General features: G+C 34.3%; 17 protein-coding genes and 2 pseudogenes. 2 read left to right on the top strand and 17 right to left on the bottom strand.

Annotated features, from left to right (window positions below):
* Nucleotides 1-82 precede the first annotated feature (82 nt).
* The 8 genes from DN389_RS03585 to DN389_RS03620 form a co-directional block, all read right to left on the bottom strand.
* Nucleotides 83-832, bottom strand: a complete 750-nt coding sequence (locus tag DN389_RS03585; RefSeq protein WP_149236820.1) for a C39 family peptidase — start codon at nucleotides 830-832, stop codon at nucleotides 83-85.
* A 13-nt stretch (nucleotides 833-845) separates the two neighbouring features.
* Nucleotides 846-1,667, bottom strand: coding sequence for a transporter (locus DN389_RS03590; RefSeq protein ID WP_149236821.1), 822 nt, complete (start codon nucleotides 1,665-1,667; stop codon nucleotides 846-848).
* 206 nt (nucleotides 1,668-1,873) lie between these two features.
* On the bottom strand, nucleotides 1,874-3,124 hold the full coding sequence (locus DN389_RS03595) for a sensor histidine kinase (RefSeq protein ID WP_098191215.1): 1,251 nt from the start codon (nucleotides 3,122-3,124) through the stop codon (nucleotides 1,874-1,876).
* Nucleotides 3,121-3,792, bottom strand: coding sequence for a response regulator transcription factor (locus DN389_RS03600; protein ID WP_149236822.1), 672 nt, complete (start codon nucleotides 3,790-3,792; stop codon nucleotides 3,121-3,123). The genes DN389_RS03595 and DN389_RS03600 overlap by 4 nt, the downstream gene beginning before the upstream one ends.
* Nucleotides 3,793-3,942: 150 nt before the next feature.
* Nucleotides 3,943-4,647 (bottom strand): metallophosphoesterase family protein, encoded by a 705-nt coding sequence (locus DN389_RS03605; protein WP_149236823.1) that lies wholly within the window; start codon nucleotides 4,645-4,647, stop codon nucleotides 3,943-3,945.
* Between the two features lie 646 nt (nucleotides 4,648-5,293).
* On the bottom strand, nucleotides 5,294-6,166 hold the full coding sequence (locus DN389_RS03610) for an ankyrin repeat domain-containing protein (protein ID WP_097857531.1): 873 nt from the start codon (nucleotides 6,164-6,166) through the stop codon (nucleotides 5,294-5,296).
* A gap of 437 nt (nucleotides 6,167-6,603) precedes the next feature.
* Entirely contained in the window at nucleotides 6,604-7,107 is a 504-nt protein-coding gene (locus DN389_RS03615) for a nitrous oxide reductase accessory protein NosL (RefSeq protein WP_046956759.1), read from the bottom strand.
* 131 nt (nucleotides 7,108-7,238) lie between these two features.
* The gene (locus DN389_RS03620) at nucleotides 7,239-7,493 is read right to left on the bottom strand and encodes a hypothetical protein (protein ID WP_000857650.1); all 255 of its coding nucleotides are present in this window, start codon (nucleotides 7,491-7,493) and stop codon (nucleotides 7,239-7,241) included.
* A 252-nt stretch (nucleotides 7,494-7,745) separates the two neighbouring features.
* On the opposite strand from DN389_RS03620, the gene DN389_RS03625 reads away from it, so the two are divergent.
* A complete protein-coding gene (locus tag DN389_RS03625; protein WP_000880452.1) occupies nucleotides 7,746-9,050 on the top strand; it encodes a CitMHS family transporter in 1,305 nt (434 codons plus the stop codon).
* A 47-nt stretch (nucleotides 9,051-9,097) separates the two neighbouring features.
* Here DN389_RS03625 and DN389_RS03630 read toward each other — a convergent pair whose 3' ends face one another.
* The 7 genes and pseudogenes from DN389_RS03630 to colA form a co-directional block, all read right to left on the bottom strand.
* Nucleotides 9,098-9,790, bottom strand: coding sequence for a response regulator (locus DN389_RS03630; RefSeq protein WP_088082534.1), 693 nt, complete (start codon nucleotides 9,788-9,790; stop codon nucleotides 9,098-9,100).
* The gene (locus DN389_RS03635; RefSeq protein WP_098191219.1) at nucleotides 9,790-11,400 is read right to left on the bottom strand and encodes an ATP-binding protein; all 1,611 of its coding nucleotides are present in this window, start codon (nucleotides 11,398-11,400) and stop codon (nucleotides 9,790-9,792) included. Before DN389_RS03635 ends, DN389_RS03630 begins: the two co-directional genes overlap by 1 nt.
* A gap of 152 nt (nucleotides 11,401-11,552) precedes the next feature.
* Nucleotides 11,553-12,500 (bottom strand): methyl-accepting chemotaxis protein, encoded by a 948-nt coding sequence (locus DN389_RS29125; protein WP_370458318.1) that lies wholly within the window; start codon nucleotides 12,498-12,500, stop codon nucleotides 11,553-11,555.
* A pseudogene (locus DN389_RS29130) lies at nucleotides 12,495-13,664 on the bottom strand (HAMP domain-containing protein); the annotation flags it as partial. The pseudogene DN389_RS29130 and the gene DN389_RS29125, both read right to left, overlap by 6 nt.
* A 112-nt stretch (nucleotides 13,665-13,776) precedes the next feature.
* Nucleotides 13,777-15,351 carry a flotillin family protein gene (locus tag DN389_RS03645; RefSeq protein WP_000154996.1) on the bottom strand — a complete coding sequence of 525 codons (1,575 nt, stop codon included), beginning with the start codon at nucleotides 15,349-15,351 and terminating at the stop codon, nucleotides 13,777-13,779.
* Nucleotides 15,352-15,363: 12 nt separating this feature from the next.
* Complete coding sequence (locus DN389_RS03650) at nucleotides 15,364-15,912, bottom strand: NfeD family protein (RefSeq protein ID WP_001173145.1); 549 nt, start codon at nucleotides 15,910-15,912, stop codon at nucleotides 15,364-15,366.
* Nucleotides 15,913-16,157: 245 nt separating this feature from the next.
* Nucleotides 16,158-19,055: a collagenase ColA gene (gene colA / locus DN389_RS03655; RefSeq protein WP_098191221.1), complete on the bottom strand. Its 2,898-nt coding sequence runs from the start codon at nucleotides 19,053-19,055 to the stop codon at nucleotides 16,158-16,160.
* A gap of 268 nt (nucleotides 19,056-19,323) precedes the next feature.
* Here colA and opuD point away from each other — a divergent pair, with 268 nt between their 5' ends.
* Nucleotides 19,324-20,874, top strand: coding sequence for a glycine betaine transporter OpuD (gene opuD, locus DN389_RS03660; protein ID WP_098802343.1), 1,551 nt, complete (start codon nucleotides 19,324-19,326; stop codon nucleotides 20,872-20,874).
* Between the two features lie 128 nt (nucleotides 20,875-21,002).
* On the opposite strand, the pseudogene DN389_RS03665 reads toward opuD, so the two are convergent.
* Nucleotides 21,003-21,866 (bottom strand): annotated as a pseudogene (locus tag DN389_RS03665) (GNAT family N-acetyltransferase).
* Nucleotides 21,867-22,022: 156 nt separating this feature from the next.
* Nucleotides 22,023-22,396: LPXTG cell wall anchor domain-containing protein (locus tag DN389_RS03670; protein ID WP_149236825.1), on the bottom strand; the 374-nt coding region annotated here is incomplete at its 5' end.

The following is a 22,396-nucleotide window of genomic DNA, read 5'->3' on the forward strand; positions in this document are numbered from 1 at the left end:
AAGCTGAAGTTCTCTTATTTCTTAACAAAAAACACCCACAAAAACTCCTCTTACAGTTCCTTACATCTATTTCCTTACTAATTCATTTAGAGCTTTTCACATAACTAATCGCCTGACTCCCCATTTGCATCCATGCCTTTTCAAATGTTCCTCTCGGCACTTTTACATCTAGGCTATCCTCGAGAGGATCCCGAATATATACAAATTCTTCATCGTATCCAATCAGTACTACACAATGTTCATTATACGTAATAGAAACATCTCCGCTATTTGTTTCCCATGTAGTAAATTCATCTTCATCTAATGGCGCAAATGTTGCATTCGTAATCATAACTACTGGTTGTCCTGATTTTACACTCTTATAAATTTCTTCTATACTCTTCCCTGTTAAGTCCACAGCTTTATTAGGTAAATACTTTTTCGCTAATTGAAAAAGTGGTCCGTGATATACACCATATCCAGATTCAGAAAAGGTATAAATATTCCCTACAAATCCTTCATTCGGATTCCCACGTACACCATCGTTCATAAAATCAACTTTCTTTATTTCATTTGCTAATTTCATCTTATCCACTGTAATGCCTGCATATTGTAACATCATCGCTAAGCTAGTCACTTCACAGCCTCTATCTAGCTCTGGTAATTGCTGAATTAAAGGTACATTCGATAAGATGACCTTTTCATCATTATTACTAAACTCTGCTTCTTTTCCGCTTTGTATATTGAAGAATGTTAACTTCTCCACATACTTTGTAATGCCATTTGTATATACATTCCATACTGCTATAGCTAGTAAAGCCATACATATATACCACTTCCATCTCCGTATCACTCTCACGCCCTTTTTAGTTCGTTAAATAAGAATAAAACGCGTCAGCATCCGTGCGAATCACCGGTACAAAATTTAGTTCTTTTCCTTTTTCAGGCTGATCTTTTTTAATTTTTTCTGCTAATTCTTGAACGTTCATATTCGTTTTATCCATATTAAGCTCATCTGCCATTTGTAACACTTTTTGTTCATTAATTTCGCTTAATACTTGATATATATCTTTACCATACAAATCAATATGATATTTTTTTGCTTCTTCCTGCACTTTTTGTTCGTACACTTCTTGCGCTAACGTTTCTATCTCTTTTCCTTTTTGTGAAATACCTAACTTCCCTGCTTCCTCTCTTACTTTCGTTCCATAGATTTCTTCCGCAATGTCTTCTATTTCTTTTCCATTTGTCAAAATGCCTAATTTATCCGCTTCATCGCTAATTTTAATCGTATTAATTTGATTAATTAAATTTACAATCGTTGTATTTTCTATAGATATGCCTAGCTTTAACGCTTCTTGCTTCACTTTTGTTTCATAGATTTCTTCTGAAAGAGTTCCAACGTCTTTTCTTTCAATCGAAATTCCTAACTGTTCAGCTTCTCTTCCTACTTCCGTCTCATGAATTTCTTTTTCTAGCGTAATTTGTTCTTTCCCTTCCGTTTCAATACCTAGATTCTCCGCCTTTTCTTCTGTATGCACCGCATGTATCTTCCCATTATTTAATTGTTCGTTACTGGGCTGCGTGTAATTTGTCTTTCCTTTTGATGTTTCAGAAGGAGAGGCACCCCCTAATATGCTTAAGCTCATTACTCCAATAGTGAATACCGTCATCATTTTCTTTTTCAAAATTAATTCCTCCCTCTTACACTTTCTTTTCCATCATTCCCTATACATAATCGAAATAACATTATGATCGATATAATCTGCTCAAATACCTTTTTATAATCGCTTCTTCATAGGGCGAACTTTCTGTATATCATACATGTTATAAATAGTTTCTTAACTTTCCCTTAAAAAAAGACGACCTTTTAAAAACAAGATCGTCTTCTCACTTATATTCTTTGGTTTTTAGGGAAATTCACTTCAAAACAAGTACCCTCTCCCCATTTGCTATCTACTAATATTTTCCCATAATGCTTTTCTACAATCCAAGTTGCGATTGAAAGGCCTAATCCCGCTCCTTCTGACGCACTTCTCGCTTTATCACCTTGATAAAAACGATCAAATAATTTTGGGATGTCCTCATCTTTAACCCCTATCCCGTCATCTTTCACCCGTATACGAATTGAGCTGCTCGTTTGCGTACAATCGATTTGAATATGCCCGCCCCCATTTGTATACTTCATCGCATTATCTAACAATATGACCATCATTTGATGAATTCTCTCTCTATCACCCATAAATGATATGTCATGTTCTACTTTCAATATCATCTCTTTTTCTTGATATGAAGCAATTTCCTTATATGGATCTACTATTTCTTCTAACAATTTATCCATTTCAAATGTTTTCTTATCCATCTCAATTTGATTAGAATCCGAACGTGCTAACAATAATAAGTTAGTTACAAGCTTAGATAACCGTCTACACTCCTTTGAAATCGTAGAAATATCCATCGCTTTTTCTTCTATTGTCGCAGATGGTGACTGGAATAACACATCCGTTTTTGATTGAATAACTGCAAGTGGTGTCCTTAATTCATGTGATGCATCCGAAACGAATTGCTGCTGTTTTTCCCACGAATTTTGAATGGGTATGAGTGCCCTGCCGGCTAAGAAAAAGCCGATGCCTATTGCACATAAACTTCCTACACTACAACCAATAACAAGAATTAAAAATAAAGTATTTAACATTTCTTTTTCAGCTGTTATATCGCGTACAATTTGAACTATTTTTGTATCTTGTTGAAATGCAAACGTTCTAAAATATTGCCCTTGCACTTCTATATCTTGCAAAGTTCCTAATTTCTTTGGAGAAAACTTTTCCAAATTATCTTCAAAGATAAAACGGCGTTTGCCGTTTTCAATACCTATCTCCACTGTGTTTCCAAGCCAAGTTAACTCCGTTATCCTTGGATCCCCAATCGGAGGATATCCCCTAATTTTTTTAGGTAGTTTTTTATCATCTGAATTCTTTCTATGCTGAACGGATTTTCCTATCGATTTATCTACTTCATTATAAATACGATTATATGTGTATGAATAAATGATACTGCCTAATACACCTATCAAGATAATAAATACTAATGAATTCAATATAGTCAATCGAATGCGTGTTTTCTGAAACATGCTTCCCTTTTTCATTGTTCTTTTAATATATATCCAATACCTCGAACAGTTTGAATATCTTTCTGATAACCGAATGGCTCTAATTTTTTACGTAAATGATGTACATACACTTCTACAATTGCTACTGTCGTATCTGAATCAAATCCCCAAACACGATCAAAAATTTGTTCACGCATTAAAATCTTTCCGCTATTTTGAACAAGGTACTCTAGAAGCTCATATTGTTTTAATGTTAACTTCATACTTTGTCCATCTACTTGAACGTTTTTATCTTTTCCGAACAGTTCAATCCCTTTATAACGAATAGTCTGCTTTGTTGTTAAACTACCGCTTCGTCGTAATAAAGCACGAATTCTCGCTTTTAACTCTGGAGCCTGAAATGGCTTAACGATATAGTCATCCCCACCAAAGTCTAAGCCTTTCACGCGATCTTCTAAAGAGTCTCTCGCTGTCAAAAATAGGACTGGTGTTTCAATTTTTTCATCACGTATTTTTTGAATTACTTCAAAACCGTCCATTTCTGGCATCATCACATCAAGTAAAATGGCATCATATATATTTTGTAACGCTAGAAATAATCCATCTTCCCCATTCAATGCTGTATCTACTTCAAATTCATCGCGTAATATTTGGACAATAGACTCTAATAAAGAAGCATTATCTTCTACTACGAGTAAGCGCATATTCTCACCTTCCATCATATTGTTCAATTCTATTTATAATTATATTTTAACGTTTTTCTCAATATAAAATTTGAATGATTTATTATAAAAATTCTTCCTTAAATTTTTCTTAATAAAAAATTGAAAGAAATAAGATTCCCCTTATCTCTTTCAACTTTTTACTACGTATACCTTTTTACTCGGCAATTCTAAACAATTTAACTGGCCACCATATACAGCACCGCCATCAATCCCTATAATACGATTACTCCCAAAATACACGCCGCAATTCTCACTACCATGAAGCGTTTTTGTTTCCGTATGACCAAATACAACAACCTTTTCACCACGATACCCATTATGAAATTCATTACGAATCCACATTAACGTATAGGATTCACATTCCGAAACCTGCTTCAATGGCTCAACACCGGCATGTACAAATATATACTCTTCTGTTTCAATGTAATGATCTAATTCTTGAATAAACTTTACATGTTCCTCTAAAACATGCGATTGTAAAATCGGTTTTTGGAAGGCTTCCTCATTAACCACAATATCTTTTTCTACAAATCCATAGCTGTATAAAGTCTTATCTCCACCATTCCTTTTTACCCAATGATTCCATGAACGTTCTTCATCAGTCGTTAATGCCTTAATCATCATATCTTCATGATTGCCCTTTAGAATGAGGGCTCCCTCTTCTTTTAACTCTTTTACCTTTTCAATTACAGCACGCGCATTTGGACCACGATCTACATAATCTCCCAGTAAAATTAATTGATCCTGTCTTACATCATATTGAGCTTCTTCCAATAACCGTTCGAACTTTTCTATTTCTCCATGAATATCACTAATAACAAGAATTCTTTTCATATTATCCCCTTCTTTCTAAACCACTCTCTTTCTAATTATAGTTCAAAACAACAGAAATTTCTGAATACATGTTCAAAATCACATTTATTACAAATAAAACGATTGTCCTTACAACAATGTAAGTCTCTTGTCATCCAATTCGATAGTTGCAAGTGCTAGATTTCCTTATACTAAAAGTAAGAAATGAAACAAAAAACAAGGAGAGATGAGACATGAAAAAAGTGATGGAAGTTGTAGTAGCGGTGGCAGAGGTTTTCGTAAATGGCAAACAAGTTGCAATGGAGTTAAATAAATAATGAAAAGGACAAGATTCATTCTAGACCCTTTACTCATATAAAAGAGATAAGACTTCTTCATTTTTTTGATCCCTTATCTCCTTGTAAAAAAAGCCGTATCCTTTTTTGGGATACGGCTTTCTTATTGCCATGTTCATTTACACACTTTATTATTCCTAGTTGGTTATAAACAAGTAAAATCTCGGCTTAAATTGTTTTATCCTCCTTATTTACTATACCCTCTCTTCAAACAATTTTTTCAAAACAAAAATCCCATTCAAATACACATTACTGAATCCATCATACTAAATGACTTCTTCATTCTGTCTATCTAAATGAGATTATTTCGTACTTTTTATTTCTTTATCTTGTTATTCCACCGGTTGTGGTTGTGGCTGTACGACTTCATTCGCTCCAGCTAACCTCAACATATTTGCAATATCTTTAAAACCTCTTTTTTCAGCATATTGCAGTGGCGTAATATTTTCCTTATTGGCCATATTTACATCTGCCCCGTGGTCAATAAGCATTTGAATTACTTTCTTATGATTTTCACTACCATTTCCTAATACGATTGCTTCTACTACAGCTGTTCCACCACGATCATTTCTATAGTTCACATCAATATCTGTATGCTCTAATAACTCTTTTACGACCTCTACATGGCCACGTTCAGATGCAGAAATGAGTGCTGTTCCACCTGATTTAGTAGTTTCTTTCGTATTAACCCCCGCATTAATTAGTAGCTTTACAATGTCTGTATATCCTTCTCTACTTGCATAAAGAAATGGATTACTTTGTTTCTCATCTTTCCTTTCAATATTAGCACCTGCACCAATTAATGCTTTAACTGTCTCTACATGATTTTGATACGTTGCTGCAAGGATAGGAGTTTCTCCGTTGTCACCTTCTACGTTTATATTGGCTCCATCTTGAATCAGCTTCATAGCTGTTTCCGTGTCTCCAAGAGTCGCAGAAAGTAGCAACTGTTTGTCCATTAAATTTATACTTTTTTCTTCTTTAGGTTCTTCCTGTTCTTTATGCTTTTCTTTTTTCTTTTCGTTTTTCACATGAACCGGTTTCGATTCTGGCTCCTCTTGCTTATCGCAAGCTACTACCGTCATTAAAAGTCCTAATAACATACATAATAAAATTTTTTGTTTTCTCACAACTACAGCTCCTATGAAAGATAATGTTTTCTTAACCATTCCTCCATCACATACAATAACTCTTCTTGAGTACATTTATCCATAAGCCCTTTATATTCCTTCTTTAATCGGATTATCTTAAAACCTATACTATGTTTCTCAACCTATTGGAATGATGTGCCTGATGGCCTCATCATTAACATTATGAAGCAATTAGTTTAGCACGATTTTACCGCATTTGTATACATTTCTAAAAAGTACATAAAGTGAAACTTTAATCAGTGGGAGGGTTCACCTCACTGATTATTAGTTGAACCAATCGGGCATTTACGGGCTGTTGATCTCCCACCTAACTTCTTTGCTCCTGCCTAATTTTAAGGTGGGAGTTTTACTGCCCGTTAATACGGGGTAAATGATTGCTTTAGGTTACTATATTCCATTGTAACCGTTCTTCTAAAATTTTTACACCTTTTCTATATTTGCACCTGAGTAATACTAAAAAAAGACAACTATATAGTTGTCCTTTTCTATTATTAATGATGTCCACCGTGATTTCCCTTTTTCGGGTTCCCCATCATCTCTTTATTCATTTCCCATTTATGCTCTGCTAGCTCTTTATATGAAAGAACTTTCCCTTTATAGTTAGACACAAAACTCTCTGCATCCTTTTTATTTTCAAATGAAATGACATTATAAGCCATCGGTGTCGTTATTGTTTTATCATATACGTAAGTCGCATCTTCTAACGAAATCCACTCTTTCGAATCATAATCTCGAACAAATTTTTCTTTCGTCTTTTCACCTGGATTAATCTCCATCCATTTATACATACAACCGATATCATCAAACTTTAACGCTTTTCCATTTTCTAAAATGACTTCTGTTGCAAATTGATTATCCATTACCCCAATTTGGCAAATATCACACTTATCATGTTTCTCATCAATTGCTACAGCCTCTGCTTGTTTCTTACCACATCCTACTATTGTAAAGACAAAGAATAAGCATATAGCAAGTGTCACATACTTTGTTCTCATTTTACTTCCTCCCTAACCGTATCTTCCACAAGGAGCATATCAAAAAGTTGTGTGAGATTTGTGAAAAAATAATGTACTTTTTGTAATATAAAGACCAAAAAAGATGTGTAGCCATTTCTACACATCTCTCATCATTCACAACCTGTAATTAATAAATCGTCTTCTAACTTAACTAATAATGTATCTGTATTAATTTGCTGCCCAGCAACTACATTTACTAATCTTATATTTCCACTAATACCGACCGCAACTTTTTCAAGCTCACCGTTATTTTTTCGGATCATCATTAAATTTTCCCACTCATATACGTAAGAAGATTCATTAACAAAAATCTCTTCTACTTTTCCTTCATAAGAACTATAAATCTCTTCCATTCTCGTTTTCATATAAAATCTACTCCCTATTTCACACTTCAATATTTTCATCTTATTCTACCATTCTTACGGAGAGCAGCTTACTTTTTAAAAATTCAAATTAACTACCGTGAACAAAATGACCAAAATAAAAATTATGCTTTTAATGATGTTATTTTTCAAATTATTTACCATTTGAATGAATGCTTTTATGATAAATAAAAAACATTTTTTCTGAATTTTCATTACTTTTTGAAAGCGCAATCATTTTGAGGGGGAGATTACATGTTAGCACTACTTGGATTTGCGATGGTATTTGTCTTTATGTTTTTAATTATGACGAAACGTATGTCAGCACTAGTAGCATTAATATTAATTCCAATTACTTTCGCATTAATTGGCGGTTTTTATGCAAATATGGGACCTATGATGTTAGAAGGAATTCAAAAACTAGCACCTACTGGTATTATGCTTATGTTTGCTATTTTATATTTTGGAATTATGATTGATAGCGGTTTATTCGATCCTGTCATTAGTAGGATTTTGAAATTTGTAAAAGGAGATCCTTTAAAAATTGTTGTTGGTACAGCGATTCTTACTATTATCGTTTCATTAGATGGGGATGGAACAACAACGTATATGATTACGGTTTCCGCAATGTACCCATTATATAAACGCCTTGGAATGAATCCACTTATATTAGCTGGGGTTGTTATGTTAGGAGCAGGAGTGACAAATCTTACACCGTGGGGCGGACCGACAGCTCGGGTTATGAGTGCTCTTGGACTAGACGCATCAGAGCTCTTTACACCACTTATACCTGGAATGATCGCTGGTGCAATTTGGGTCGTTTTCGTTGCTTACTATCTTGGCAAAAAAGAAAGAAAACGATTAGGAATTATGGATGTACAATACTTAAAACAAATGCAAACGATGGATGAGCAAGCTGCCACAGTAGAAGCTGCCGTTCATAAACGCCCTAAACTTCTATGGATTAACTTTTTATTAACTGTTACCTTACTTGTCTGTCTTATACTAGAAGTTATGCCGTTACCTGTTTTATTTACAATCGCTTTCGCCATTGCTGTTATGCTTAACTATCCGAACTTAGAACAACAGAAAGAACGTATTGCTTCTCATGCTGGAAACGTATTAGCGGTTGTTTCTCTCGTATTTGCCGCTGGAATTTTCACTGGTATTTTATCAGGAACAAAAATGGTAGATGCAATGGCTCAAAGTGTAGTTACTCTTATACCTGACGCTCTTGGACCACAACTACCGATTATTACAGCTCTTCTTAGTATGCCGTTCACATTTTTCATGTCCAATGATGCATTTTACTTCGGAGTACTACCTATTTTAACGAAAGCTGCCGCTGCTTACGGAATTAGTGCAGCTGAAATGGGACGCGCTTCATTACTTGGGCAACCTGTTCACTTATTAAGTCCTCTTGTCGCTTCCACTTATTTATTAGTCGGGATGGCAAAAGTTGATTTTGGTGAACATCAACGCTTTACTTTATTGTGGGCAGTTGGAACGACAATGGTAATGTTGATTACTGGCATTGTAATTGGGATTATTCCAATATAAGACGTAAAAAAACAGTAGAAGAAATGTAATTCTCTACTGTTTTTTTGTTATGAAGAAACAAGAAAATACCTTCTTTCTGGTCTCCCTACACTCCCATATATAAGCTCCGCATGAACTTTCTTTCCTGATATTAAATATTCTAAATAACGCCTCGCTGTTGATCTGCTTACACCTACCATTGTACTTAACGTTTCTGCTGTAATTCCTTCTTCATTCACTGTTAACATATGCTTTTTTATTTTTGCTAAAGTTAAAGGGTCTATCCCTTTCGGGGCATATTCTATTTCATTTCCCTTTACGCCTCTTTGAGACCATAGATGTTCTATTTGTTCTATAGATAATTGGTTATTTTTCTTTAACTGCACAAGCTTTTTTTGATAATTTTCCAAACTTGCTTTAAACCGATCAAACATAAGTGGCTTTACGATATAATCTGTTACTCCGCCCCGCAGGGCGTGCCTCACTACATCTGTTTCCGATGCAGCTGTAATCATAATAATATCTGTATCATGCAAATTATGCCTAATATATGTGACAAGTTCCGTTCCTTGCATATCAGGTAAGTACACGTCTAATAAAACGAGTTGTGGCTTCACAAACTCTAGCCATTCTTTCGCTTGTTCTCCAGTCGTTGCTGTTCCAATTACTTTAAATCCCTCAATCTTTTCAGTAAAACGACGATGAATGTCCGCAATTCGAATATCATCTTCTACAATCAATACTTCAATCTCCTCACCCATTACAATTCGCCTCTCTCTTTTGGTAATGCAATAATAAATAATGCACCACCTAAATCCCCTTTTTCGATTGCAATACTTCCATTTAAATCTTCTACTAACTCTTTCACTTTTGCTAATCCATATCCTCGTTTCCCGCCTTCTTTCGTCGAGAAGCCTTTATAAAATATGCTAGTAATGACTTCATCATGAATCCCTTGTCCTGAATCTTCCACTTCAATTACTATCTCTTCTCCAATATCAGTTACAAACATCCTTACCTTCTTATCATTCTCTTCATTTCTTTCAATCGCTTCAAATGCATTCGTAATTAAATTTCCTAAAATAGAAACGACATAATTACTCTCAATGTGCCGGCTTAATTTGTCTAAGCTACTTTCTCGATCTAGCATAAAATCAATCTTCAACTCTCTTGCTCTATTATAGAATCCGATTAAAATCCCACCTAACCACGGATTTTGAATTCGCTTCATAATAAATTGAACAAAATCTTGATATACCGCTGTTTCCTTATGAATAAGCTCTAAAGCATCCTCATATGATTCTAACTGAATAAGACCTGAAAGCGTATACAATAAATTGTTATATTCATGTGTTTGCGCTCGTAATGCCTCTGTATATTGCTTCGTCTGAGATAATTCTGCTGTTAACTGATCCATTTCAGATTTCAAACGTAAGCTCGATACAACGCCAGTTACTTTATTCTTTACTTTAATAGGTAGACGGTTTGCAATCACAGCCTGCCCTTTTATATTTAATTGACGATCAAACTGTTCTTCACCAGTTTGAAATACATCTAGTATTGTTGAATTAGGAATTACATTTAAAATAAATTCTCCAACAATATTTCGTTGTTTATCTAGCGAAAGAATATCATAAGCCGCTTGATTGACTAAACTAATCATGCCATTTTGATCAATAACAATAATCCCTTCACGTACAGATTGAATCACTGTACTATGCTCTTCATATAAAGATGAAATTTCTTCTGGCTCCATCCCAAACATCATTCTTTTTATACTTCCCGCTAAATATATAGAGCCAATTATCCCAATTAAAAGACCTATTATTGTAATCCAAAATACACGCTTTCCATACACTTCTACCGCTCCATGAATATCATCCATTGAAAATCCAACAGACACCACGCCTATAATTTCATTTTCCTGATTACGGATTGGAACTTTGCCACGTAATGAAGGACCTAATGATCCAGTTGCTCTCGAAACATACGATTTCCCTTCTAATAGAACCCCTTCGTTATCTCCACCAACCATTTCTTCTCCGATTTTATCTCGCTTAGGATGTGCATATCGAATCCCCTCTTTGTTTCCAACTACAATAAAATCAGCATCTGTATCAATTCGAATTTTTTCTGCAATTGGTTGAATGATAGAAGCTGGGTTTTCTTTTTGAAAAGCTTCCTTTATTTCAGGTATAGCAGCAACTGTTTTCGCAACATGCAAAGCCCGTTTCCCAATTTGCTCTTCTACCGTTTCAGACAATATGTAATAAAATAAATAACTTGTTAACAGAAGTACGACTAGAATAAGTGTACTAATTGTTAATGTAATTCTCGGTTGTAGTTTTAACTTTTTAAATTTCAAAACCATTCCCCTAACATAATTAAAGATAGAATTTATTGAATTTACAGTCTTTTGTGATTACAATTAATCATAACACGGTTACTCTATATTTCTTTATTTTTATCTTCACAAAAAAAGAAACGAAGTACAATTACTACCTCGTTTCTTAACATTTTTTATTACACTTTAAATTTCCCAATCATCTCTTGTAATTCTTCTGCCATTTGCGATAAATGAACTGCTGCTGCATTGATTTCATCTACCGAAGCTAATTGTTCTTCTGAAGAACCAGCAATATTTTGAACGCTTGCTGCATTTTCTTCAATTGTAGCTGCAATTTCATTAATAGATGCACTAACTTGTTTTGCATCTACTGTCATTTGTTCCGCTACTTCTACCATACTATCAATTTGTACAACTGTATCATCTGTAGACTTCAATATTTCAGCGAAGCTTTGCTTCGTTTCATTTGCAACTACAAGTCCTGATTGTACTTCTGTTCCAACTTGCTTCATAGAGCTTACTGTTTCTTTTATGTCAAATTGTATCTCTTTTACTAGTTTTCCAATTTCCGTAGAAGACTGTCCTGATTGTTCTGCTAACTTTCGCACTTCATCTGCTACAATTGCAAATCCTCTTCCTTGTTCTCCAGCTCTCGCAGCCTCAATTGCAGCATTTAATGCTAATAAATTTGTCTGCTCTGCAATATGTTGAATTACCTCAAGGATTGCTCCAATTTGTTTCGACTTATCATCTAGCAAAACAATAACTTTATCTGATTGTGAAACAGACTCATGGATTAATTGCATTTGATTCACCGTTTGTTCAACTAACTTCCCACCATCTTCAGCCTTTTTCTTCGTATACATAGATGCTGTGGATACTAATGAAGAACTGTCTGCCACACGTTGAATTCCTTCTGTAACTTCTTCTAATAATGTTGCGCCTTCTTCGACTTCTTTCGTTTGTATTTCCGCTCCACTCGACACTTGCTCTATCGCTTGTGTAATTTGTTCCGTTGCTTCACTCGTCTGCTTCATACTAGCTGTTAATTCTTCTGAAGATGCCGCTACATGACCTGCTGAAGTATTTATATTGGAAATGACATTCTGTAATGATGCTGCCATCTCGTTAAAGCTTTCTCCTAGCTGTCCAATTTCATCTTTAGAATGAACTGTAATGGATTCTGTTAAATCGCCTTCACTAATCTTTTTCGACGATATAACAAGTTGTTTTAACGGATTAATAATAGAAGCAATTATGAAATAAATTAAAATCCCGCCAATTATTAATGAAATACCAATAACAGTTATCGTTTTATAGAAAATAGGTTCAGCTGCTTCAATAATTTCTTTTGCAGGCATAATTCCTGCTATTTTCCATCCAGTTTTCTTATTCGTTTTAAAAGTAATATTACGGTCTTCACCCTCTAATGAATAATGAAGATCACCAGATTCCTGTTTATAAAATTCCTTACTAAGTTTCTCTTCTAATTTCTCTCCTGGCTTCATTTTCGGGTGTGCTACTACATTTTTATCTTGATCAAATATTGCTACATACCCTTCCTTACCGATATTAACCATCTTGGAAGTAGTAACAATATCATTAATTATTAAGTCAATCCCAAGAACGCCACTTTTATCCTCATTTTGTTTTGCTATTGTAATAACAATATTTCCTGTCGTTTTTGATTTATATGGGGCTGTAATAATTACTTCTCCACTTTTTTTCACTGCCTCTTTATACCAATCTCTTTCTGTAGGATTATATCCTTCTGGCATTTGAATAGACGGTGATTGAATAAACTGCCCATTGCTGGATCCAGTATAGATGGCTTCCAGTTCTGGATGTAACTTATTATATTCTTCTAGTTTATTTTGGATATTTTGTATTTGATCCGTTTGGTAACTTGATTGTGTAAATAGTTTCGTAAAATAAACTGCATCTACTTTTTTACTATCCAATTCTTTATTAATTACATTATCCAAAATTTTTATATTGTCTTTCGCCGATTGTGAAATCGTTTCATTAAAGTTTGTCTTCGCTTGTTGATAAGACGTCCAACCAATTACAATACTTGGAAGAATTAAAATGATAACAAATGATACAAGTAACTTTGCTTTTAAACTACTACTCCTTAATTTCCCTTGAAACATATTTCTACCCCTCCATACCGTTTTAAATGTAATTGTTTTACATTTAATTTCTTTATATAAATCATACGATTCAAATGTATCAATGCGACTCTCTAGCTCTTTCTCTATTGAAGAGTTGATACATACCTTTTTCATTCTATATAAATTAAATAATTAAAACAATATATAAAAATGTATATTATTCGAAATATTATAATTCACAGAAGAACCTCTAGTATCTCACTTACTAGAGGTTCCTCCCGCTTTACTATTCTTTATCTTTTTCTACTTCTTTTTTCGCATCTTCTACTACAGATACAACAGGTTTATCGTTGGATAATTGTTGTACTGCTCCTTTTCCAGCAAATCCTTCTAATAACTCTTTTAAATCAATGCCAGAAGAAGCTTTTAATGTTTCTTGCATCGTTGCCATTAAATCAGTCGCATAACCTGCAACTTTTCCGGCACCGCTATTTTTACCACCACCACCTGTATCGACAACTGTAATTTTATCAATGTTGCTAAGTGGGCTTGCAACTTCCTTCGCATAACTTGGAAGCATGTTAAGAACCATATCCATAATCGCCGCTTGGCCATATAACTCAAATGCCTCTGCAATTTTTTGTTTCGCTTCCGCTTCTGCTAAACCTTTTAATCTGATAACATCTGCTTCCGCTGTACCTTGTGCTTTTTGTACTTCTGCTTTTGCTTGACCTTGCGCTTTTTCGATTTCCGCCTTCGCTAAACCTTCTACACGAACTTCTTCTGCACGTGCTCTTGCTTCCGCTTCAATTTTATATTGATCTGCATCTGCTTTTTTCATTTGTTTTACTTTTTCCGCTTCTGCTGATTGTTCAACAGCATAGCGATCTGCATCTGCCTTTTTCTTTACTTCTGCATCATATTGCTTTTCACGACGCGCAATCTCTTTTTCTTCTAATTCAATTTGCTTTTCACGCTCAATGATTTTAACGCGCATTTGCTCTTCTGTAACACCTTGTTGCGCTTTTGCTTGTTGTAATTCATAGGAAAGATCTGCATCTGCGCGAGCTTGTTCTTGGTCTCTCTTATAAGATTGTACTTTTAACTCTTTATGTTTTTCAGCTTCAGCGATTTGTGCATCACGTTGATACTCAGCTTCTTTCGCTTCTTTCTCAGCACGAGCTTTTTCAATTCGTGCCTCTTTTTCACGCTCTGCATTTGCAACTGTTGCATCACGCTTAACCATCGCAATTTGTGGCTGACCAAGTGCATCTAAGTAACCGTTCTTATCCATGATTTCTTTAATTGTAAAGGAAACGATGCGAAGTCCCATCTTCTTTAAATCTGTAGAAGCTACTTCATGTACCTTTTGAGCAAATTGCTCTCTATTACTATAGGCATCTTCTACTGTCATAGAAGATAAAATAGCACGTAGATGCCCTTCTAAAACTTCTTTTGCTTCTATTTTCAACTCTTCTGTTTCTTTTCCTAAATATTGTTCAGCTGCTGTAGAAACTTCTTCAATGGTAGATCCTACTTTAATAATAGAAACACCGTTTACTGTAATCGGTACACCTTGTTTCGTATACGTATCACGTGTTCCCACTTCTAATTTGTAGTTTAATAGACTTAAAGGCTCTGCTCTTTGCATAATCGGAACTACGAAAGTACCGCCACCACGAATAATCTTAATCTTCTTTCCATCATCAGTGGTAACTACATTTTTCCCGCCACCAAGCCAGTTTCCAGTAACAATTAATGCTTCATCTGGTCCAACTGTTCGATACTTTGTAATGAATACTAAAATGAGTAGAATTAAAATTGCGAGTAATACTCCACCGATAATTAATGGAATCGTCATGTAAATTCCCCCTTATAATTTTGGTTTCTTTAAAGAATAAGCGATGTTCTGTACAAGCAGAACACCATCTTGGACTCCCTCGATAATAACTTCAGTTCCTTGTGAAATATCTTTCTTTCCAACTGTTTTAGCTAGGATTGCATTGTTTCCAAATTGGGAGGAAATTAATACTTCACCAAACCCTTCTGTAGGAATAGTCGTAATGACCTCTCCCTTACAACCAATAAATTCATCCATACGCTGCACAGTGTTTTGTTCAGCTTCTGCAATCGGCTTTAAAATTAATATTTTCATTATGAAAACACCAATAAAGGATATAGCAAATGCAGACCCGAAAATAAGAATGCTATTAAAGGAAAATAAATATTCTCCTATATAACTAAGTCCACATAACATGGCGAAAAAACTAAGTAATAAAGTAACAACGGATACAGATCCGCCTCCAAAACTAAATATGGATTCAAATATATCTCCAAAAAAGATATAAATAACAGTGAGTATAGTAGCAATAATAAATCCATATAAATAAATTGTTTCAAGTGGATAACCAAACAAAGCCATTTCTTATCCCCCTCTCTTAAACAATCCCTTTTTTGTTATGTGTATGCCCACCTCTTTCAAAGATTATAGTTCTTAATTTTCAGTTATTTACTCTTTAAAGAAAAGCCTGTAAGACAGGCCCCTAAAAAAGAACAGGAGAAACCTATTGTGACAGGCTCCTCCTAGTAAATAACCGATATATTATATATCTATATAATATACTATTTTCCACAAAAAGTAAAGTTAAACATACATTGGAAAAGCACTTATTTTACTGATAATTCGTACGTTCCATCGCCATTATCATATTTATATACATACAAATAATACTTACCTGGTTTTGCATTAAATTTTGCCTCTATATGATTTCCATTAGCTTGACCGTAAGCGGCATAATTTTGCATATCTGATTCATGATGAAGCACCCATGTCATCCCGATTCCATACTCATTTAAAACGGAAATATCGATATTTTTCGTTGATGCTACATTAAATGTATAAACATCGGTGTGATCTCCGCCGATAAGGCTACCTTTTATAGTAGTGTTTAGCCCGATACGATTTGCTTCCTCTGGACGATTATTTGGTTCTAATTCTGTTAAACTTCCATCTTTAATCGTAACAGTGGTTTCGTTTCTGCTCTCTTTACCTTTATCATCTTTTACTCTTAACGCTACTTTATAAATTCCTTCTCTTTCATATGCATGTATTGGATTAACTTCTGCACTTGTGCTGCCATCTCCAAATTCCCATAAATAAGAAACAATTTTTCCATCTTCATCATTTGAGCCATCACTTTTAAATTGAATTCCTTCTTTTACAAGCCCATTATAAGGTCCATTTATATTAACCGTTGGAGCTTTATTTTCTCCATCATCTTTTGCGATACCGTGGAAGACTACATCATATTCAAATTCATTTGAACTATTCACACGATAATTGACGAAGTATGCTGTAACAGTTTTGTAGCCACTCCATTCTTTTTGCGCCAGTTGTTCTAGTGCTTCATTTACTCGTTTACTCATTTCGTTCCAATCTTCAGATTCACCTTTTGTTACACTACCTGTAAATGTGCCTTCTAGTGTAAATGTATTAAAGAATTGGGAGCTATGTTTTGTCATTTTTGCCTCTTTCATTGGCAACGTATCACTAATTTCTTTCTCTACTGCTGTTAACGATTTTGGTGCATGTTCAGCTAAATAATCATCTGCTACTTCCGGTACATTATATTTATCTTGATTATCAATTAGCTGTTGCATATACTCTTGATACTCTTTATTTAGTTTAGAATCTTTACTTAAATTCTCACGATAGGCATCATAATTTTTCACGTCATTTGCACGAATTAAATCTTGAATTTTATCAAATGTTTCAAATTGATGTGTATATAAATAAGATTGCAATGCGAACGAGTAATTATAGAAATCCCAAGAACCATATTTAGCAAATAATGTGCGCTCTGCTGTATAACGGCTTGCAGGATCAGATGATAATCCACTAATGATGCTCTTTCTCGGTACTACATTATTTGTACGAGTAGATCCTGCGAAAAATTCTGCATTTCCTTCTTGGAACCAAGTTAATCTCTCATTTTGATACATATCTCCTCTTCCAAATAAACCTGGCACTTCAAATCTCCCTTGAAGATAATGAGTAAACTCATGACGGAATAACTCTTCTAAACTATAAATACTTTGTTCTGGCGTACGCTCATATGTAAAGAATGTACCTGTTTCTTCTATATAAATGCCACCGTTGTTTGTTTCATATCCATACAGTTGTCTGTTTAACTGATATTCGTCTGGAGTATTATAGATTACTATCGTTAATACGTCGTCTGCATTACCTGGCTCTAATGCCTTGTCATTCCCAATTACACGATGATACTGTGCTTTTACTTCCTTTGCAGCCCAGTATAGTCTCTTAATTTTTTCTTCTGATACTTTATCTCCTGTTTTAAATACGATAGATCCATCGTCGAATGTATACGTTTTTGGTAAGTACTGTTCTTTTCCTTCTTTACGTATCGTCTCTAAATCTACCGTATTACCGCTATAATCTTTTCCGTTATAATTTGTCGTAATTTGTTCTACTGCAACAAAATACGGCTCACTTAAACGCGGGTACATATGCATTGCTTGTGTAACAACCTCTAAACCTTTATTTGGATTACTATGAAACTTCCCTAAACGACTAGCAAAATAAATTCCATTATTAACGAGCCACTTATTTTCTGGTGTTACTTCATTTAAAAGAGCAATACGATTTATTTCATTAATAAATCCATCTATTTTCCCGTACCACATTGTATCTTTTGCTTCTTTACGAGTTTCAAATAAATAAGATTGCATATCATAATCAATACCTTGCATCATATCGTATACAGCTTGTCCTTTCATACGATCGTCTACATACGTATGAAGATTATCATTGTATTGTTTTAAAATATTCGATGCGTATTGAACCGTTTCCACATCACTTGAAGCATTACTAATTAATTTACCGTATGCAGATACGACTGCATCTTGCTCATATGTACCAAGCTTAAAGTTTGGGTTGGCTGCAATTGCTTTTAAAGCAGGTAAACATTTATCCTGGAAGCTTCTCTCATTTAAATCACTTAATTCATTATTGTAAAATGCGAGATAAAAAGCTGAACGTAACACTTCTGTAAACGTTTGAATTCCTTTTGAATCATCTTTCGTAAACGTACTACCTCGGTGAGCTAATTCATCTATAACTGCTTGCATTTTCCCTTTGTCTTTATAAAAAGCCTTTGCATCTTCATTGAACTGGAATAAGTCTGTAATTTGATTCCATTTAATACTTCCTAGCGTTTCAACCAATTCTTGATTATTCATTTTGTTTAAATCAGCCATTGAATAGCTTTCTTTAATTTGCTTTACTCCTGAGCTCTTCATAATAGATGCTGGTCGCTGTGAAAAGTCTCCTACTTTTAAACGTTCTTGAAACGATAATGTTTCCTCTGCTTTAGAAACATGTCCAATCTCATCTACTGGTTTTTCAATCCCAACTGGTTTCGAATGCAATACATTGTATGGCACCTTTTCTTCTGCTGATACATTCGTTTGAATTGCTCCTAACGATAGCGCCATTGTACTAATACTAAGCATCACTTTATTAATCTTTGATTTCTTGTTCATATCATTGCCCCCTATTTATATATTCCCTTGAAGAATTTAACATAAAATCTGGATACAACAATATAAAATGCAATATTTCATATTATTTCTTCCTATATTTTGTACATATCGTGAACAGGCTTACCTTTATCTAACCTCCAATAATTATGAATCCATAGCGATTAAACTGTCCTTTTACACAAGATAAAAATCGAATTTTTTGACAATTAATCTTTTAATTGTTATAGTTAATATAATTGTTAACTTTATTAAACAAAGGTGGGATTCTATGATAAAAAAAGAAAACAGTGTATTTTATATCTCCATCTTGCTAACAACATTATTCATCATATGGGGAGTTACCCCGGCAAGTTGGATACAAGGCTATGATTTACAAAGTGTTACATCTTCCTTAAACTCATTTATCCTCAATAAATTTGGATGGTTTTACTCTCTACTTATGACCGCAATGATTATTTTAGCCACTTATTTAGCATTTTCTAAGTACGGTTCTATTCGTCTTGGTAAAGATGGAGAAAAACCACAGTATAGTTATCCATCTTGGCTATCCATGTTGTTTGGAGCAGGAATGGGAATTGGCCTCCTCTTTTATGGAATCACTGAACCGATTTCACATTTTACAGATCCATTAACAGGAAAAGCAGGTACAGAGGAAAGCGCCAAACTCGCTATGCAATATTCATTTTTCCACTGGGGACTCTTTCCTTGGTCACTATACGCTATGGTTGCTTTAACAATTGCATATTTCACATTCCGCAAACAAAAAGGTAGCACAATTGGGGCTACAGTTACTCCATTATTTAATCGATCGAAAAATTCTCCTATCGGAAAAACAGTCGATATTTTGGCTGTTTTAGCCACAGTATTCGGTATTGTGCCATCTGTTGGGATTGGTGCTCAACAAATCGCCGGAGGATTAAGCTATTTATTCCCTTCTATTCATAACACTGTACTTACACAGCTCGTACTTATCGCCATCTTCGCTGTTTTATATTTAACAAGTGCACAAACAGGCTTAGATCGTGGGATTAAATATTTGAGTAACTTAAATTTCTCTCTTGCAGGTATATTACTCGTCTCCTTTTTACTTTTAGGACCCACTGTATTTATTATGAAATATTTCACATCTACACTCGGTTCTTATATCGGAGCTTTACCTAGTATGGGATTAAATTTAGGAGCATTTAATGAAAAATCTTCTTCTTGGATTGAAAACTGGACTATTTTCTATTGGGGATGGTGGATCTCTTGGTCTCCATTCGTCGGTACATTCATCGCTCGTATTTCTAAAGGGCGCACAATAAAAGAATTTATTATTGGAGTTGTATTAGTCCCAACTCTTATCTGTACATTTTGGTTTGCAGTATTTGGCGGTACCGCTATCCATATGGAAATGTTCCAATCGATTGGCATAGCTGATGAAATCGCAAAAAATGGTACAGAGATTGGATTATTTGCTGTTATTTCACACCTACCGTTCTCTACATTTTTAACAATTATCGGATTAATTTTAGTAGCCACATTTTTCGTTACTTCTGCTGACTCGGCAACATTTGTTGTTTCAATGCAAACGAGTAACGGAAGCTTATCACCGAAAAATAGTTTAAAACTTATATGGGGATTAACAATCGCCATAATTGCTGCTATTTTATTACAAGCTGGAGGATTAAATGCACTGCAAATAGCAGCTATAATTGCTGCGCTACCATTTTCTATCGTAGTCGTTCTTATGGTCATTTCGCTCTTTAAGGAGCTTCGAAAAGAAGATGTTAATTTACAAGCAAAAGAAGTTCCGCAAAAAATAAAGAAGGTTATGTAACGATTAGCACCTCTCCTAAAGAAGAATTCTGTCCTCCGATTAGTCCTGAATCCATTATTACTGAGGGCTGCAAAATAAATTAAATAAAACCCATTCGTATGAAATATAATTTTCATACGAATGGGTTTTTACTCTATTATATAGTGTTGTAAACATGCCTTCTCCTCAAAACCTACTTTCTTGTACAACTTCATCGCACCATCATTATTCGTATTCAAACATAGTTCTATCTCTCTCATCCCTTGAAAGGAGAAAATATACTGAATTGCCCCTTGTAATAAGCGCTCTCCAACACCTTTTCTTCTACTATTTTCAGTCGTTGCAATAAATTCGATATTCGCTTCTTGAAACTCCGGATTTACTTCAACATATACATAACCTTCTAACTTATCATTCTTCATACTTACAAATAATTTATTCGTATCACTTAAACGTTCGATAATTTCAATTCCTTCATAATATGCATTAGGAAAAACATTATTGTGTAAAGCGATAAACTGCTCAAATACTTTTGGTAAAGCCTCTTCTACATTACATATAACACGTTTTCTTGGAATATTTTTTAAAATGAGAATACTATGTTGATCTTGTTCTTTAGCATGTAAATCCTTCATTAAGCGGGCACAATTATTATTTTCCACATGATAAAAACCATAAAATTTCTCAATATGAAAAGGCATCTTTTCTATAAGTTCCTTCCACATATGTCAAGCAACTTCTTCCCAATTCTCTACAATAATAAACGGCCCCCATATTTCTGCACATTTTTTCACTTCATCCACATCAAATCCTAATACACCTATTATTTTATTATTTTCATAAGTAACAACAAAAGATTGTTCCCATCCTATATCAGAAAAATCATGGATAATTGTCTGTAATAACTCCTCTTTCTCGTCTCCACAATAACCAACATAATGAGTAGCATCTTTATTCATACTTGCAATAAATGATGCCACCTCTTCAGTTTTCAAAATAGAACTGACATGCATAACCTCTCCTCCTTCTCTAATATATTTACACCTTTTACATTTATATCCTTCTAAAAAAAGACATCATCATAAGCATATTTCAAAATGAAATCGCCATGATAATGTCTTCTCAAAAACTCACATAATCGTTTTACATTATAATAAGATAAAACGTTTTTATTTCTTAAATAATCTCTTTCTAAATACAAACATACTCAGTGCTGAAAGAACTAATGCTACACCCGAAAGTAACGTTGATGTATTCGCTTGTCCACCTGTTGCTCCTAGCGATTTCTTACTTTCTTCTTCTTTATTAACAACTGGTTTATTTTCTTTCATGCTTTGATTCTCTACTACTTTTTCTTTCACAACTTGATTATTCACGCTTTGTTCTTGAACTGGTGCCGATTGATTGATTTCTTCTTTCGATTCTTCAACTTCTTTTGTTGGCTCTTTTTCTTCTTCTTTCGATCCTTCAACTCCTGTTGTTGGTTCTTTTACCTCTTCTTTCGATCCTTTAACTTCTTTTGCTGGCTCTTTTTCTTCTTCTT

The sequence above is a fragment of the Bacillus sp. AY3-1 genome (assembly GCF_008368785.1).
Lineage (GTDB): Bacteria > Bacillota > Bacilli > Bacillales > Bacillaceae_G > Bacillus_A > Bacillus_A wiedmannii.

Coding starts and splice junctions, on each gene's coding strand:
- DN389_RS03605 (WP_149236823.1), bottom strand. CDS start 4,647: ATGAAAAGAATTCTTGTTATTAGTGATATTCATGGAGAAATAGAAAAG.
- DN389_RS03600 (WP_149236822.1), bottom strand. CDS start 3,792: ATGCGCTTACTCGTAGTAGAAGATAATGCTTCTTTATTAGAGTCTATT.
- opuD (WP_098802343.1), top strand. CDS start 19,324: ATGATAAAAAAAGAAAACAGTGTATTTTATATCTCCATCTTGCTAACA.
- DN389_RS03635 (WP_098191219.1), bottom strand. CDS start 11,400: ATGGTTTTGAAATTTAAAAAGTTAAAACTACAACCGAGAATTACATTA.
- DN389_RS03595 (WP_098191215.1), bottom strand. CDS start 3,124: ATGAAAAAGGGAAGCATGTTTCAGAAAACACGCATTCGATTGACTATA.
- DN389_RS03625 (WP_000880452.1), top strand. CDS start 7,746: ATGTTAGCACTACTTGGATTTGCGATGGTATTTGTCTTTATGTTTTTA.
- DN389_RS03610 (WP_097857531.1), bottom strand. CDS start 6,166: ATGTACTCAAGAAGAGTTATTGTATGTGATGGAGGAATGGTTAAGAAA.
- DN389_RS03615 (WP_046956759.1), bottom strand. CDS start 7,107: ATGAGAACAAAGTATGTGACACTTGCTATATGCTTATTCTTTGTCTTT.
- DN389_RS03645 (WP_000154996.1), bottom strand. CDS start 15,351: ATGACGATTCCATTAATTATCGGTGGAGTATTACTCGCAATTTTAATT.
- colA (WP_098191221.1), bottom strand. CDS start 19,055: ATGAACAAGAAATCAAAGATTAATAAAGTGATGCTTAGTATTAGTACA.
- DN389_RS03620 (WP_000857650.1), bottom strand. CDS start 7,493: ATGAAAACGAGAATGGAAGAGATTTATAGTTCTTATGAAGGAAAAGTA.
- DN389_RS29125 (WP_370458318.1), bottom strand. CDS start 12,500: ATGGCAGCATCATTACAGAATGTCATTTCCAATATAAATACTTCAGCA.
- DN389_RS03630 (WP_088082534.1), bottom strand. CDS start 9,790: ATGGGTGAGGAGATTGAAGTATTGATTGTAGAAGATGATATTCGAATT.
- DN389_RS03650 (WP_001173145.1), bottom strand. CDS start 15,912: ATGGCTTTGTTTGGTTATCCACTTGAAACAATTTATTTATATGGATTT.